The organism is Micromonospora sp. CPCC 205546 (assembly GCF_036902715.1).
Classification (GTDB): Bacteria; Actinomycetota; Actinomycetes; order Mycobacteriales; family Micromonosporaceae; genus Micromonospora.
This window is the reverse complement of sequence record NZ_JBAKHL010000079.1, coordinates 1-16,154: the sequence shown is the minus strand read 5'-3', so window position 1 is coordinate 16,154 and position 16,154 is coordinate 1. Positions and strand designations below refer to the sequence as shown.

The window sequence follows — 16,154 nt, the reverse complement described above, 5'->3', positions numbered from 1 at the left end:
GGTGCAGCCGAGCACCGGAATCCACAGCCTGCCGTGATTCGCGGGCCCAGTCCGTCGGCGCATAGCCGCAGAGCTCTCCTCACCACCAGCAGGTCTTGCGTGCCCGCTGCCGATCGAGCGGGCCGGAGTACCCGTGCCGCGCACAGTGCGCCTGCGCCTTTGACAATCGTCTCGGTACTCCTAGGCCGTGTTTCGTAGGGCGTCGTTGTTGGGGCGTGGCGGTGGTCGCTAATTGAAGAGGTCTCCGGTAGTTGGTTCAGCGACCAAGCTAGAACTTCACACCCGAGACCTCGTGCCGAGCGTAGCGGCAGCGAGGCGACATGACCTGACCGATGTGCAGTGGGCGGTGCTGGAACCGTTGCTGCCTGCGGGAACAGGTCATGCTCGGCCGCGCAGATGGACCATGAGAGTGATCATCGACGGGATTCGCTGGCGGGTCCGGACCGGATCACCGTGGCGGGACGTGCCCGCGTACTACCCGCCGTGGCAGACCTTGTATCGATGGTTCCGGCGCTGGCAGCGTGACGGCGTCTGGGCGCAGATCCTCACCTCGTTGCAGGCCCTGGCGGACGCGGCGGGGGTTGATCGGCTGGACGGTGAGCGTGGACTCGACCATCAGCCGCGCCCATCAACACGCGGCGGGAGCCCGCCGCGACGGCGAGGCGCAGAAGGAGCCGCCCGGTGGTGTGCAGGCCGAGCCGGCAGATCATGGGCTCGGCCGATCGAGGGGCGGCTGGACCACCAAGACCCATCTGGCCTGCGAGCAAGGCCGCAAACTGATGGCCTTGGTGGTGACCGCCGGACAGCGCGGCGACAGCCCGCAGTTCATCCCCGTGCTGGCCAGAGTGCGCGTGATGCGAGCCGGTGGCGGCCGGCCACGGACCCGCCCCGACACCGTGCTGGCCGACAAGGCGTACACGTCCAAGGCCAACCGGGCCCATCTGCGATCGCGCGGCATCCGCGCGTGCATCCCGAGCAAGGCCGACCAGGACGCGCACCGCAAGGCCAAAGGGTCCAAAGGCAGACGTCCGCCCGCCTTCGACCCCGAGGTCTACCGCCTGCGTCACGCCGTGGAGTGCGGAATCAACCAGCTCAAACAACACCGCGCCATGGCCACCAGGTACGACAAGCTCGCCGTGCGCTACGAAGCCACCCTCACCATCGCCGCCATCAACCAATGGCTCCGCACCCTACGAAACACGGCCTAGAGGCAGATCCAGCAGTAGATGCTTTCCCCGCTCGTGCGTGCTCTGCGGGCCAGCCCAACGAACTCCCGCAAGCGCCACAGCATGACCTCCGGCTGCATGTCGCTGTAGTGGGACAGCTCCTCGATGTGTGACCACCGATCGGCTAGGCCCGGCATGCGGTCGTCCGGGATTTCGGCAAGCGCGTCCCGGGCGCGTTCGCTGAGTACGACGACCCAGGGTCCTTCGAACTCAGGGTCCTCACCGGCGCCGTCCGGCCAGATAAGTCGTTCCCCGATTAGGTGGGCGTCCCACGGCGCGTCGAGGGCGAACGAGACGACTTTGCCGAGGACGACGCGCGGATCGATCCCCTTGCCGTCTACGGCATCCACGACGGCAGAATCTCCCTCTCGCACCACCGGGCCGCCATCGGTAGCGGTCATCAGATTTGCGACAGCCTCGTCGTCCGAAGCGCGGAAGTAGTCGTAAAGAACCCCCACAGGAGCCTCCCGGTTGGTTGCCATGCCGCCCACTTAGAGGGCGATCGAGAGAACATATAACCCGCCCCGTCCGGGGAGGCTGGAAGCCCTCGTGGTGCTCGACGAGGGGAGCCGCGGCGGCATCTCTGAGGAGGGCCGGGGTTCGGGGCGGAGCCCCGAGGTCTTCATGCTCTTGTCGCCATCAGCGTGGTCGGCCGGCCCGGCCGATGCCGGCCGAAGGTCGCCAGCAGGCCGGGGCCGGGCCGGCACGGCCCGCTTGCAGGCCGCTTGATGCAGATAGCGAACGATTCGGCAGGCGTCCCGCATTGACGCTTCAAGACTTGACCAGCGGTCAAGCAGCGCTACCAGACGGCGCACTTGACCGAAGTGGTCCTCAAGAACCCAAGAAGGCCGACTCGATTACTCGAATCAGCCTTCTGACCTGCGATAACACCTTGTCGGGACGGCCGGATTCGAACCGACGACCCCTTGACCCCCAGTGAACTAGCAGGTCTACCGGCGGCTGCCGGACGATACCGCCTTCTGCCGAATGTGCAGGTAATCGGCCAGGCGGCGGTCCGAGGCAGGTCGGGCTCCACCGGGCCTTCCCGGGCCGTCCGTGAGACGGTTGTGAGATCTCTCGGGCGGCCCGGCCGCGGAGGAGAAGCGCTAGAGAACGGCACCAGCGCCTCTCGTCACCGAACCCCCGAGGCACAGACCTATCAACAGCTTGTACGACTTCCTCCCGCACCCGTGGGTCTCCTCTGGAGTAAGGCTGAAGGGCCGGCCGCAGCAGCGCCGGCGTCACGCCGATGAGCGCGTTGCCGAGTCTGACCTGCACGTCGAGGAAGGTGAGTGGCCCGCCCCGGTGCGAGGGACTCGATCCAGAGCGACACCTTGGCCAGTTCGACGGCCATCGGGATGAGGTCGACGCCGTAGATGCAGCGGGAGACGACCCTGCGCAGCGCGTGGTGCACGGCATCGACGGTCGGCTACCGCTTGCTCCGACCTCGTGTATAACGACCGTCGCTTGCTGGGATCGATGGCGCAAGGTGTTCGCCCACCAGCGCCTTTTGATTCGAATCGGCGGGAGTCACCTGCAAATCCGCCGGTTGATCAAGCCGAAGTCAGTACGCCAACGAGGCTCGCCGGGACCAGTTGTTCGGCCTGGTCAACGTCCGCCACTGGGTGTTCGGTTATCACATCGAGCAGGTCGGCGACGTGCACGCCAAGGTCGGCGTCGACCATGCTGTCCTTCGCCCGGCTGGCGGCCGTCTCCACCTGACCAGCCAGCCACGCGCCAAGCTTGCGGTGCACGATGTGCAGCGTCCGCAGCGCCCATGCGACCCGTTCGGCCTCCGCAAGCAGCGCGTCGTCGTTGACGGCACGGGCGAAGCGGGCTACGTCTGCGCTGTCGGCGGGGCCGTCGACGGTGCCGCGCATCCAGTGCCCGATCGCGCCGGCGGTCGTGAGCGTCGTGCCGGTCATCCGATCCAGAATCTGCTGCTGCGTCAGGCCGCTGTCGCGGGCCGCCGCAGCGCGGGCATGCCAGAAGTCGACCAGCATGCGCAGTGCCGCGTACTCGGTTCGCTCGGACAGCTTCTCCGTCAATGCCACCCGCAGGTAGGTGCGGGCGGCTCTGTCGACGAGCAGCAGCACGTCGCCGCTCTGCAGCGCCTTCACTGCCACCCGGGACAGGGTTGGGCCGCGGCGACGGGTCACGAGCTCGTTCGGCGGCAGCCACAACACCCGGGGACCGTTCGGGTCGTCCAGGTGCACTGCGATCGCCGGCACGTCGCTGTTGGTGCTGGTTGCCTCGCGGACCGACAGGGTGCCCAGGTCGTCCTCGGCGGCAGCCATCACCGCACGCAGCACCCCGGTCACATTAACGGCAAACGGGTCCCACGCAGTGTCATCCGCGCTGGCCGTCTCGTTCGCGTCGGCGGCCCGCACGACGCCTCCGTCCACGACCCGGATCGCGGCAACCGGGTCGGTCTCGACTGACAGGCAGCCCGGAGTCACACCTAGCGCCGCGGCTGACTCCGTGACGGCCTCCGTCCGCAGGTGCGCCATCCGCGCCCGGGCCGCAACCGCCTGCCGCACCGCGCGCCGTCCTTTCCAGCGGCCCGCACGTCAACTGCAGCACCGCCGGCGCTGGCGGCAACGTAAGCAGCCCGGACCGGCTGCGCGGAAGCGTCCCGACGACGGCCAGCGGCACGCCCGGCTCCACCATGGCACGCGCGGCGGCGGTCACTGTCCGCACCGATACCGTCTGCTCCCATCCGAGCGGAGTCCGTGGCGATTCCGTGAGCGTGGCCGTCACAGCGGCGGCTGCGGACGTGCCACGCACCAGCAGGATCGCCCGCTCTCCTGCCTCAACCCGGGCCGTGACCCAGTCAATCAGCTGGCCGGTCCGTGGCTGCTCAGTCGCTGCGCGGAGAGCGTCGGTGAGCGCGTCCGCGAACCGCAGCCACGCGTCCCGGCTCGAGCCGGTCGCGTGCTCGGCGTAGCCCCGGGCGGTCTCGACCAGCGTTCCAAGCCGCATCCGGTACGGGTTCGCGGCAGCGAACCGGTCGTACACGTCCGGACGGACCGGGACGGACGCCGCCGCGTGGAACGCCGTCCACGCCCATCGCGGCCCGACGGGGTCAGCAGCCGCGGCGCCTATCAGCTGGCCTCCCGCCTTCCATAACCTGTCGAGGGCCCGGTCGAGCGCCGTGCCGGGCTGCGGTGCGACGATGTCGACCACGGCAGCGCCGGTGGCCTGCAGCTGCTGCGCCGGGACGAACACCGCCCCGGTGTCGGCCCTCCGAGGCGTCGCGGCCGGGCCGGCGAGCGCCGACAGGCAGGCGACGTCCCATGCCCATACCACGCCTCCGGTGCTGCGGACGACGTCTAGGCCGGCGTCGTACGGATCGCCGGTCAAGTAGACGGCCGGGATCCGACGCCCGGTCTGCTGTAGCACCGCGGCAAGCTCCTCGACCGTGGCGGCGCCGGCCGCGACGATAACGCCCTCGAGCCGCTCGAGCAGCGGGAGCAGCCGCGCCACCCGTCCGGTCAGGTACACCCGGCCGCCCGCGTCGAGCTTCGATCGGCCGATCACTCGCGGCTGCCCTGCCGCGGTCACCACTGCGCGCGGCACGAAGTCGACCAGACGCTGCGTCCGGAACGCCAGCTCGTCGTACAGGTCCCGGTCGGCCAGCCGTACAGACGCGACTCCGATCTGCGGGTTTAGCCTGCCGCGGTGGAGCGCGGCCGCGACGGCCGCGGACGCGGCCAGCACCACCGGCGCCGCGGTGACGGATGCCGGCACCACGACTGCCAGCGGAATGCGGGCGGTCATCGCGGCGTCCGCGGCCCGCAGCAGTTCGGCATCCAGAAGGGTGGGTGCGAACGGCAGCGGCCGGCCGCCACCCCTTCCGCGCATCAGGAGTCCGGACAGGACACAATCGCTCAGCCCGCGGGTCTCGGCAGCTGCCATGAGCCAGAACGATAGACCTGCCCCGATTGGGGCCGATCAGACATCTCGAGATCATCCTTCTTGTCGGTCGTACCGTAGTCGTACAGTGACCCGAACATCGGCGCGGCTGCCACGATGGCAGCTCCGCGGGCGGCGACAAGCCACCAGGGAGGACGCGGGCAGTGCGCAGCAGCGAACACAGCGCGGACCATGACACCGGCAACACCCCGGGCATGGCGGCTGCCGCCGTCGAGGGCACCGAGAGCAGCGGCCAGGACGGGAAATCACACACCGCTGGCTCCGCTCTCACTGAGCAGGAGAGCGAGACGCTGCGCCGCGCCAAGATCTGCCGCGCCGCGGCCGGGCACCTCACCCAGGCCGACCTGATGAGCGAGCTGCCGCGGTTGAGCCGCAGCGATGCCTCGTGGGTGCGGCGGCAGACCATGATGCGCCCTAACGCTCCGATCGCGGCGCTAGCCCGCGCGGTGCGCACGAGGCTGATCCGCTCGGATGAGAAGCGGATTGCGTTGATCCTGCACGACTGCCTGCACTATGGAGTCCTGTCCACTCACGCCGCCTCCAAGCTAGAACTCGCCGAGTTGGCCGCCCTGCTGGCTGGCGACATTGACGGCATGAACGGCCTGGGTGACGAGCCGATCTACCGGTCCCTGCTCGACGCCGAGGAGTTCGGCACCACCCGGACGGCGCGGGTTGCGACCTGGGCGTCGATGGTGTGCATGGGGCACTCGGCCGACGTCGCGGCGCTGGCCTGGCTGGTCGCTGACCCGCCGGAGGAGTGGTCGGATGCGCAGCGGCAGGTGCTGGCCGACGTGTGGGACAGCATGCGGGCCCGGACGCCGGAGATGCCGGAGAAACCGATGCGGTTCGAGGATCTCGTCGAGGTCATCATCGACGCCGACGTTGTGCTGCACAGCGATGAATTCGGCTACGTCGACGAGCCCGCCGGCCTCGAGGAGTCCGCAGCGTCACCCTCAGCCGTGACCGATGCGCCCGGCGGCTCCCCTCTGGCAGCCGTCGGCGCGCTGGCTGTCGAAAGCGGCGTCGCGGTCGAGCCGACCGAGCGAGACATGCCGTCGTTGAAGCGTGAGCTCGACGACCTCGAGCAGCTCCGCAGCCACGTGGAGGACGAGGTGGCTCCCGCCCTCGCCGCCGCCGCGGCTGCCGGACGACTCCCGGCGGAAGCCGACGTCGTCGCGGTCACGATCTACACCCGCCAACTCACCTCGGTGTTCGAGGCGGTCGCGCGGCTGACGGGAAATGCGCGGCCAGAGACGCTCGCAGACGCCCGGCATGCGGTCGAGGATGCGTTGGCCGCCGCGCAGGAGGCGGACCAGGCGACCGCCCGGCTGGACCGGGTCCGGCAGCTCGCGACGCTGCGCGCGCCGGAGTACGTCGCCGCGGCCGTCGCGCAGGTGGCGGAGCTGGCCGGCAGCGTCGACGACACGACTGCGGCGGAGACCGTCGCGGGCCTCGATGCGCTGCTGGAGATCGTTGAGCTGGACGGCCGTGATCCAGCGCGCGCCGTCGGGCTCGGCGGGCTCGTCAGCTCGGCGGTGCCAGCTGCGATCCCGCTGCTCATGTTCGCCACCACCGCCGGCACCCTCACCTACACCCCGGCCTCCGCCGAACCCGCCGAAACAGAACCCGCCGGAACGGAGGCGGCGGACGTACCTGGCCCGGCTGAGCCCGCCGCAGAAACGCCTGCCGCCGCGCCCGCCGGAGACGAGGCGGGGACCGCAAGCGTGACGGACGAGCAACCTGCAGAAGAACCGGCTGCTTCCCCCACCGACGAGCAGGTCACCAGCCCGGCCGAGCGCACCGAGACCCCTTCCCCGGCGGCCGACCTCGCCAGCGCGGACGAGCCGAGCGTGCAGGGAACAGCCACGGAGGAGGGCGCCGAGTCCGGCGCCCATTCGGAGCTGGACCTCGAGGACATCCTCGCCGGGCTCAACCTCACCGTCCCGCCGCCGCCCACCACCCCCCAGCCCCGCCACGCCCCGCCAGAGGAGATCACCAAGCCCGAGCTGTCGACCGCTGAGCCGTCGGCCGCCGAGGCGCCGGACGCCAGCGACGCGTGCACGATCTACGCCGACCTGCTCAACCACGACCAGTACGCGCTCGCGTACTGGCTCACCACCGCCGAAGGTGCCCCGGCCTCGCTCCGCACCGCGAACCGGCTCGCCGCGCACGCTGCCGCGATCAAGACCTCCACCGGCTCAAACGCCGCCGCCTTCGCCGCCGCCGTCACCGACCTCGACGCCGACTTCGTCCGCGACATGCCCGCCACTCAGATGCTGATCTACGGCGCCGCCGTCCGCGCCGGGCTGCTATCCCCGTCGGCCGGTGCCGCCGGTCCCCTCCGCGACATCGCGACCAGCATCCCTCGCTACGGCAAGGCGATCGAAGAACTCCACGAAGCGCTGCTCACCGCGATCTACAGCGGCGTCTACCTCACTCCGCGCAGCGTCGACGCCGTCGCCGAAGCCGCCGAAGCAGACCAGGTCCTGCAGACCTTGACCGCCGGCGCCGAGGAACTGCTCGCCACGTCCCGCACCATCCTCTACGCCCGTGCGACCGACCTGTGGCAGACGTGGAGGGCCCCCGACGGCTACCTCGGCCGACCGTTGAGCATCGTCGCCGCCGGGCAGACGGCCCCCGACGCGGTCGCGCTCGTCCGCGACCGGGTCGCCGAACTCCGCTCACGCGCCACCCTGGAAGCGATTATCGACCGCGACACGCCCCGCAGCTCCGGCAAGCGCAGCAAGCGGATCGAGTCCCGCGCCCGGGAGAAGCTGCTCGCCTGGACCGGGGAGGTCACCGAGCTGCTGTCGGACTGGATCACTGCCGTTGAGAACCTCACCGGCCCCGACGCCGAGTCATGGATGAGCGACCCGATCACCGACCTGCGTACCCGGGTCGTCGCCGTCCGCAACCAGGCCATCGCCGAGCTCCGCCGCGGCGACACCAGCGTCAAGGCGCGCGACGCCGTTCACGAGGCCGGGCTGCGGCTGCTGACCGACGCCCTCGACCTGCTCGCTGGCACCGCCGCCGTCCCCGCCGGACCGGAAGTTCCGGCCGACCGGCTCCTCGGCGGGCCGCTCTCCGGCGCCGCCGATCTGCCGCTCACCGGCGCCGGAGAGCCCACCCGCCCGATCACCACGGACGACGTCGTCACGGCCGACCGGACCGCTCTGACCGGCGCGGCCGGGTGGCGGGCCGCGTACAAGCAGCGGGCCGCCCGCCACGACCACGTCGGCACGCAACTGCTCATCGAGCACGTGCGCACCCTCGACCCGCCACTGGCCGCCGAGCTCGCCACCGCCCGGGACCAAGCCGTCGCCGCGTCCACGACCGCACTCGATACCGCGATCACGGCCCTGGTCACCCAGATTGACTCCGACCGGCTCTTCGGCCGCATCACAGTCCAGGAATGGACCGACCTGTCCACCCGGGTCCGCGCCCACCAGGCCGGGCCGCGCGGCACCCGCCGCGACTACGACGTCATGTTCGCCGACCTCGCCGCCATCGAGGCCGACCGGGCCGCCGCCGTCGGGCGCACCATCGTCGCCGCCCGCGCCGCGCTCGACACGACCGGCATGGACCCCGAGGACGCCGACCGGATCCAGCGCCGCCTCGACGACGGGGACCTCACCACCGCCGCCGAGTACGTCGAGACGCTCGCGTCCGGCCGACAACTACCCGGCCCACGGGACGACGTCGACCACCTGCGCCGATTCTTCCCCGCGTTCTGCGACGTGTTCGCCGCCCGCCCGGCGCTGAGCAACGGCACGCACCCGCTGCTGCGCGACCTGCAGCTGGCGCTGCCGGCCGGGCGGGTCCCAAGCGACCCGGCACTGGCCGCGCTGCTCGCTGACGCCGGCCTAAACCTGGCCGAAGTAACCCGTGGCAAGACCGTCGCCGAACGGGTCGAGCACTGGAACCGGCTCGCGGTCAGCCGCTCGTTCGACGCCCGCATCGGCAGCGTCAAGGCTGTCCTCGAGCAGGTCGGGTTCATCTTCGACAAGTCGACTAACCCGCCGGTCAAGCGCGGGCAGGGCGGCGGGCGGGGCTCGTGGCTGGACCTGCACGGCGTCCGCGCGACCGCCGGCAAGGCGCTCATCCCGGCATTTGGGACGGCGATGAGCCCGTCCGGGGACACGCTGCGGCTGCTCGCGGTGTGGAAGACCCCGACGCCAGCCGAGCTGGTGGAGATGCTGCGCAGCGAACCGACCGACCGGTCGATCGTCCTGCTGTACTTCGGCACCCTGGACGCCGCCGCCCGCCGCGAACTGGCCCGCCAGTTCCGCAGCGGCCGCAAGCTGCCGCCGACCGCGGTCATCGACGACGCGGTGATCGCCTACGTCGCCTGCCAGCCGGCGCCCGGTCGGGACGTGACGATGTCGGTCACGCTGCCGTTCACGTTCTCGTCCCCGTTCACCCCGGATGTGCCCGGCGTCAACGTGCCGCAGGAGATGTTCTACGGTCGGGCCGAGGAACGGGACAAGGTCGTCGACATGATGGGTCCGTGCGTCGTGTACGGCGGCCGGCAGCTGGGCAAGTCCGCGCTACTGCGCGCCGCCGAGCGCGAGTTCGATGACGGCACCACCCGGCACGCGATCTACGAGTCGATCTTCCACATCGGCAAGTCCGCCCCGGCCGGAGCGGTCTGGACGACGCTGTGGCCGCGGCTGGCGGACAAGGGCATCGTGCCCGAGACCGTCCCGGCCGGCGACCCTGCGGCCGCGCTCACCGGGCACGTCGCCGACTGGGTGGCTGCCCGCCCGGGCCGGCAGCTGCTGCTCCTGCTGGACGAGTCCGACTCGTTCCTCGACGCCGACGCGAACGCCGTCAGCGGAATGTTCCCCCAGGTCGTGCAGTTCAAGTCGCTGATGGAACTCACCAACCGCGCGGTCAAGGTCGTCTTCGCCGGCCTCCACCAGACCGCCCGGTTTGAACGGCTCGCTAACCACCCACTCGCGCACTTCGGCGAGCCGGTCTGCGTCGGGCCGCTCGCGCCCCAGGCAGCGTATGACCTTCTCACCCGGCCGCTGCACGCACTCGGGTTCCGGTTCGCCGACACCGACCAGGCCGCCCGGGTGCTGGCGCTGGCAAACAACCAGCCGGCTTTGATCCAGCTGTTCGCCGCGCGACTGCTGCGCAACCTGCAGGGCGCGCCCGTCCTCGGCGACGCGCCGCCGCAGATCATCGTCGCCGACGACGTCGAGCAGGTGTGGGCCGATCCGACGCTGCGGCGCCAGTTCCGCAAGCGGTTCGACTGGACCCTCGACCTCGACCCGCATTACAAGGTGATCGCGTACAGCGTTGCGCAGAACGCGCACGCAGTCGGCGTCGACGCCGCGATGTCCCCCGGCGAGCTACGCGCCGAGTGCGAGCAGTGGTGGCCAACCGGCTTCGCCGCCGAGGACATCCGCGCTAGTGAGTTCCGCGCCCTGCTCGACGAGTGCGTCGACCTCGGGGTGCTGTCGGTAACCGAGCGCGGCTACCGGCTTCGGACCCCGAACGTGCTCGACCTGCTCGGCAACCGCGACGAGATCGATGAGGTCCTCGAGCGGGCTGAGTCGTTCGAGGCGCCGGAGTCGTTCGACGGGTCGCTGATGCGGCCGGTGTACGGCGCCGGGCCGACTCGGGCGCCGCTGACCACGCAGCAGATCGCCGACCTGCTCGCCGCCCGCCGTCAGGTCCGGATGCTGGTCGGCTCGGACGCGCTCGATGTGGACCGGTGCCTGGCGGTGCTGGAGAAGGAGAACGAGAACGCTGCGTCCGGCAACCGGGAGGCGGTCCTGTCCCGGGCTACGCCGGGTGGGCTGAAGAACAAGTGCCGCAGCTTGCCGCTCCAGAGTGCTGGGCACCACACCGTCGTCCTGGTCGACCTGAAGGACGCGACCGCCGACGCGGCACTCGAGGTGTGGCGGCAGGCCCGGGAGCTGATTGCGGCGCACGTCGGCGGCACCCTCGGAATTGTGCTGGTCAGCGGCCCCCCGCAGGCCGCCGCGTGGCCGGTCGTGGCGCGGGAGTCGGATACGTCCTCCGGCCTGACCGAGCTGCGCCGCTACGACGACACCGATCTGCGTCTGTGGTTCGCGCAGGAGTCGCTGCCGTTCCAAGACGCCGCGTCGCGGGCTGAGCTGCTGGCCACGACCGGGGGCTGGCCGAAGCTCCTGGACCGGCTCGCGCAACACCTGGCCGGCCGGGACAGCGGCACGGTCAGCGACCCGCTCGACGACGTGCGAACCTGGCTGGGCAGCCACGCCCGGTACCTGGTCGTCGCCGCCGGTGTGACCGCAGACGGGTCGCTGCAGCAGGCGTGGGAGTTCCTGGTGAGGCAAATGGCCGGCGAGGCCGTCGACCTGGAGACGTTCGCCGAGTTCCTCGAGCTGCACGCCGCGACCGGCGAGCCCGGCAGCGAACAGCTCACCGCCGCCAGGCTGGCCGCCAACGGATACACCGGCACCGGGGACGTCGTGCAGGTTCTGCGCGCGCTCGGCGTGCTGCTCGGCGACGGCAAGGGCGAGTACCGGATAGAGCCGATCCTGGCCACAGCGACCCGGAGCGCCGCGTGAGCCGCACCTTGCCGCAGCTCGTCCAACAGCTCGTCCTCGACGCGGCCCGGCACGCCGTCCAGGCGTCGGCGCTAGCCGGGACCGACCCGCACCGGCTCGCGCAGGCCAACCGGCGCGCCATGCTGCAGCTGATCGCCCGCCGGCGGCCGTTGCGCGAGGAGCTCACCGCCCGGTACTCCGACGAGCCGACGCTGCAGCAGCCGACCGTGCGGGCCCTACTTTGCGGGGACGCGGCCGTGGCCGAGTCGGCCGCGAACACGCTCACCGACCCGGCCGGCGTGCGCCGCCTCGCCCGCAGCTGGGTCGGCAGCGCCACCCCTGCTCCTGTGCAGGCCAGCCCTGCCGACGTGCCGGCGCCGGTGGACCGGCGCCGGCACGCGCGGACCGCCCGCAAGATCGCCGACCTGCAGGAGGCCCGCGACGTCGCCCGCGCCCAGCGCAACACCGCGCAGGCCGAGGCCCGCGACTTGGCCCGGCAGCTAGCCGCCACCCAGGGCGATCTGGAGGAGGCCGGCACCGTCATCGAGGCGCTGCGGGCCGAGCTGAACCTGGAGCGGGAAGCAGCCGCGGCCCGGTCCACCGACCTGCTCGCCGCCGCTGCGGTCCTCGCCGCGGCCGCCGCCCCGTCCGGCACCGGCGACACCGACGACCCACGCACACGCGAGCTCGCCAACGACGCCACCGCGGTCCCGTCCGACACGCGGCTCGCCGCCGCGCTCGCCGCCGCCGGTGTGGCGCCAGCCGCGTTCCGGGCCGTGCTGGCCACCCTGCTCACCCCGCCGATCGCGCCGGTGCCCGCGGTGGCGACGCCGCGGGAGATCGCGTTGACCCCGCTCGGCGCCGGCACCGAGATCGGCGGTTCGGCCATGCTCGTCTCCGCCGGCGACGTGCGGATCCTCGTCGACGCCGGGATGCGGCCCAAGCGGCGCATCGACGACGCCGGCCCGCCGGACATCGACGTCGTCCGCCGCAGCGGCCGCCTAGACGCGATCGTGATCACGCACGCGCACAACGACCACGCCGGGTACGTGCCGGCGCTGACGGCCCAGTTCGCGAACGTGCCGGTGTTCTGCACCGCGGAGACCGCAGCGCTGCTGCCGACGATGTGGCAGGACTCGGTGAAGGTGTTCGACCGGACCCGCAGCGACTACGTCGAGGCAGGCGAGCCGCCCGCCGAGCCGCCGTACACGCGGACGCAGGCCCTCGCCGCGCAGCGGCGCCTCGAGCCGATCGCGCTCGCCCGGACCGTCGAGGTGGCCGACGGCGTCACCATCGAGCTGTTCCCGGCCGGGCACATCCTCGGCGCGGCCGGCGTCGTCGTCACCGCCGGCGACCGCCGGGTCACCGTGACCGGGGACGTGTCCACGATCGCGCAGCTGTCCGTGCCCGGCCTGATCGTGCCGGACGCGGCCCGCGGCTCGGACCTGCTCGTCATCGAGTCGACGTACTGCGGCCAGCGCGGCACCAACCGGGACCTGGAGGTGGAGAAGTTCATCAACATGGTCGCCGAAACCGTCTCCGCCGGCGGACGGGTGCTCGTCCCGGCGTTCGCGCTCGGCCGCGCCCAGGAGGTCGCGCTCACCCTGCGCGACCGGCTGCCGGACGTCCCGGTCCTCATCGACGGGCTGGCCCGGCACGTTTCCTGGATCTACGAGCAGGAGACCGCCGGGACCGACCGGCCGCTACGGATCTACGGCGACGGCGTGCAGGAAGTCCGAGACACGAACCGGCCCTACCTACTCAAGAGCTTCCGCAAGGGAGTGGTCGTGACGACGTCGGGCATGCTCGCCGCAGGACCCGCGGTCCGGTGGGCCCGGGAGATCCTGCCGGACCCGAACTCGGCGCTGCTGGTCGCCGGCTACCAGGACGAGGACTCCCCCGGCGCGGAACTGCTCGACCTGTCCAACGGCGACAACCGCACCCCGGGGGGCCGCGGCGGGCCGCGCACGTTCCGCCTCGACGCCGACGACGTCGCGGTGAATGCGCGGGTAGAGCAGTTCGGGCTGTCCGCGCACGCCGACCGGCGCGGCCTATCCGCGATCATCAACGAAGTCGCGCCGCGCGAGGTGATGCTGGTGCACGGCGTGGAACGCAAGCAGCGGGACTTTGCCGACAACCTCACCCGGCGCGGCTACGCTGTCGCGCCGACCCGGCACTGGCAGCGCTGAACCCGGCCGTCCGGCGGTGATCTTCCGCAATGTGGGTGGTGGCGGGTACCGTCCGGGTTAGCCCACGCGCCGGCTGCTGACCGCCACGGTCGCACCCGGCGCCGCAGGCCGACAACTGCACACTGACTGTCCCCGTCCCGACCAACGATCGCCGCGCGAGCCCCTGGGTGGAAGGACGCGGCCCGGCGCCGCGCGCCGCCACCTGCAGGAGCCCAGCTTGACGGTCCCACCCGCTCCGATGTCGGGCGCTGTACCCGCCCCGGTTCCGGTTGCCGGACCCGCCGCGGTGCCTACTGCGACGGCGGCGCAGCGGTACGATGCGCTGCTCCGAGCCACAGCCGCTGCTGCGCGGGCGGGTCGGGCAGCCGGGTCCCGGTCGGGATAAGCGTGCCGGTGGCGATGTCGACGACGCGGCGGGCGAGGCTGCCGGGCATGCTCGCCAGCGCTCCGAAGCTCATTGCCGAGGCCGCCAACGGCTACACGCACGGGGAGCGGCTCGTTCCGCCCGCGCAGGGCTTCACGTTCCGGGTGCCGGCGCTGCCGGTCACGCTCGAGTTCACGGTGTCCGCGGCCGCGTACGTCGCGCTGCACCCGACCGTGGAGGAGCAGAAGGCGGCGGTGACTGCCGCCTCCGACCCGGGCGCCGACGCCGCTGCCCCGGCGGCGGGTTCGGCCGCGGCCCCGACGTCCAGCCGCGGGCGTCCGCTGGCTGCAGTGTGGACGAAGGTCGCGATCGACCCGGTCACCGTCACCATGCCCCTTGCCGCCGGCACCGCTGGCACCGTCCGGGCCGGAGAGGACGAGCTCGCCGCCGCGCTGCGGTCCGCGGTCCGGCCGCCGGCCGGCTCGGAACTGCACCGGCCGCGGCGCCTGTCCCCTGCGCCCGGCGGCAACCTGCCGCGCCCGGATGACATGCTGGATGCGACCACGTGGGTCCGGTACTGCGGAGCGAACCTCCTCGACTCCGACGACGTGCCGCCGCCGGAGTTTCGCGCCGCCATCGAACTCGACATCGCCCCCGGCGACGGGTACGTCGAGATCCTCGCCGCGGTCGTCAACCTCACCCCGGCACCGGACCAGCAGACCGTCGACGGCACGCACGCCTACCAGGCGAGCTACCTGAACACGCATCTGTACGAGGTGCAGCTGACCTGCGACACGGACGCGCCGCTCGTGCCATATCAGCTCGAACAGGTGCAGCAGTCCTACCGGTACGATCGGACCGTCCCCGCGCTCGGGCACGCCTGCCCCGTCGACGTCACCCGCACCGGCGGCCGCACCCGGCTGGCGACTCTGTACGCCGCTGAGCAGGCCACCACTCGAGTCCACCCGCGCCGGCGAGTCACGCTCCCGGACGGGACCCTGTCCACCCTCGACACGTCGTTCACGGCCCTGATCGCCGACCCGGTTGCAGCGGTGAGCGCGCTCGTCGACGCGCACCGACGATCTGCGCGGCCGTCGCCACCGCGGTGTTCGTCAGCGTCGGGCTGGTCCTGGGCAGGCGCGGCATGGGTCTGGGCGACGCCAAGCTGATCCTCTCGATGACCGCCCTGCTGGGATGGTGGGGATGGGGCGCCGCGTTCGGCGCGGTGTTCTTTGGCTTCCTTGGCGCGGGATTGGTCGGTGCCGTGTTGTTGGCCAGCGGACGTGTGCGTCGTGGAGCTCACATCCCGATGGGCCCGTTCTTCGTCGCTGGTGCTGTGGTGATGCTCGCGCTCCCCGCTTGAGCACCGACCGGGTAGCCGATTCGATGCGCTCGGCCGGAAAGACGTATAAAACGACCAGGTCGACGCCGTCGCCTTGATGCTCGTGCTGGGGCTCTTTGCATCTAAAATTGGTGGGACGACAACGCTTTCTTGCCGGGAGAGCCGCCGATGCCTCGCCAGGCTGATTCAGGCGCTCCGCAGTCCGGCTCACCCCCGGCACTGGTGGCCATGGTCATCCTTTTCAGGATCCTCGGCGTCTCTACCCGGAAGATGTCAACCAGTTCGGTGGCGGGCAGCGATCTGGAAGTTGCGCAGGCCGACGTCGGCGTCGAGCATGTTCGTGATAGCTATGACGGACGAGATGGGCTCCACCGTGACGGGCCATAACTGGCCCCACTATGGGCTGACTGTCGCTGCTTTCGGCTACCGAACGTAGTCGGCGCTGGTGCTTACCGAGCGGCGTATGAGGTTCCCCCCGGGATGTGGACACCGGGTTATGCCGCGATCTGATGCAGCGTAGTCGGTGCGAGAGCCTGTTCGTAATTGGCGGGGCTG

At 71.3% G+C, this 16,154-nt stretch carries 8 protein-coding genes; 5 read left to right on the top strand and 3 right to left on the bottom strand.

The genetic code is table 11. The features are described 5' to 3' along the window. Positions 1-292 precede the first annotated feature (292 nt). Positions 293-1,208 (top strand): IS5 family transposase gene (locus V6U77_RS25910; RefSeq protein WP_334609317.1). Its coding sequence is split into 2 segments (ribosomal slippage): positions 293-577 and positions 579-1,208, totalling 915 coding nucleotides; the frame shifts between segments, so codons are not numbered across the junction. On the opposite strand, the gene V6U77_RS25905 is transcribed toward V6U77_RS25910, so the two are convergent. The 3 genes from V6U77_RS25905 to V6U77_RS25895 all read right to left on the bottom strand — a co-directional run bounded on the left by V6U77_RS25905 (position 1,205) and on the right by V6U77_RS25895 (position 5,144). Next, complete coding sequence (locus V6U77_RS25905; RefSeq protein ID WP_334609314.1) at positions 1,205-1,708, bottom strand: hypothetical protein; 504 nt, start codon at positions 1,706-1,708, stop codon at positions 1,205-1,207. The genes V6U77_RS25910 and V6U77_RS25905 overlap by 4 nt on opposite strands. A gap of 1,071 nt (positions 1,709-2,779) precedes the next feature. Further along, on the bottom strand, positions 2,780-3,616 hold the full coding sequence (locus V6U77_RS25900) for a DISARM anti-phage system protein DrmE domain-containing protein (protein ID WP_334609313.1): 837 nt from the start codon (positions 3,614-3,616) through the stop codon (positions 2,780-2,782). Further along, positions 3,576-5,144: a hypothetical protein gene (locus V6U77_RS25895; protein ID WP_334609312.1), complete on the bottom strand. Its 1,569-nt coding sequence runs from the start codon at positions 5,142-5,144 to the stop codon at positions 3,576-3,578. The genes V6U77_RS25900 and V6U77_RS25895 overlap by 41 nt, the downstream gene beginning before the upstream one ends. Before the next feature lie 161 nt (positions 5,145-5,305). On the opposite strand from V6U77_RS25895, the gene V6U77_RS25890 reads away from it, so the two are divergent. From V6U77_RS25890 to V6U77_RS25875, 4 genes are all read left to right on the top strand, one after another. Next, positions 5,306-11,725, top strand: coding sequence for a hypothetical protein (locus tag V6U77_RS25890; protein ID WP_334609311.1), 6,420 nt, complete (start codon positions 5,306-5,308; stop codon positions 11,723-11,725). After that, positions 11,722-13,893, top strand: a complete 2,172-nt coding sequence (locus V6U77_RS25885) for an MBL fold metallo-hydrolase (RefSeq protein WP_334609310.1) — start codon at positions 11,722-11,724, stop codon at positions 13,891-13,893. Before V6U77_RS25890 ends, V6U77_RS25885 begins: the two co-directional genes overlap by 4 nt. Before the next feature lie 432 nt (positions 13,894-14,325). Further along, a complete protein-coding gene (locus V6U77_RS25880; protein WP_334609308.1) occupies positions 14,326-15,426 on the top strand; it encodes a hypothetical protein in 1,101 nt (366 codons plus the stop codon). After that, positions 15,402-15,620, top strand: a complete 219-nt coding sequence (locus V6U77_RS25875; protein ID WP_334609307.1) for a hypothetical protein — start codon at positions 15,402-15,404, stop codon at positions 15,618-15,620. Before V6U77_RS25880 ends, V6U77_RS25875 begins: the two co-directional genes overlap by 25 nt. The last annotated feature ends 534 nt before the right edge of the window (positions 15,621-16,154 follow it).

Excerpts from the sequence above, each read along its gene's own strand:
- V6U77_RS25905 (WP_334609314.1), bottom strand. The coding sequence starts at position 1,708 with ATGGCAACCAACCGGGAGGCTCCTGTGGGGGTTCTTTACGACTACTTC.
- V6U77_RS25895 (WP_334609312.1), bottom strand. The coding sequence starts at position 5,144 with ATGGCAGCTGCCGAGACCCGCGGGCTGAGCGATTGTGTCCTGTCCGGA.
- V6U77_RS25880 (WP_334609308.1), top strand. The coding sequence starts at position 14,326 with ATGCTCGCCAGCGCTCCGAAGCTCATTGCCGAGGCCGCCAACGGCTAC.
- V6U77_RS25875 (WP_334609307.1), top strand. The coding sequence starts at position 15,402 with ATGGGTCTGGGCGACGCCAAGCTGATCCTCTCGATGACCGCCCTGCTG.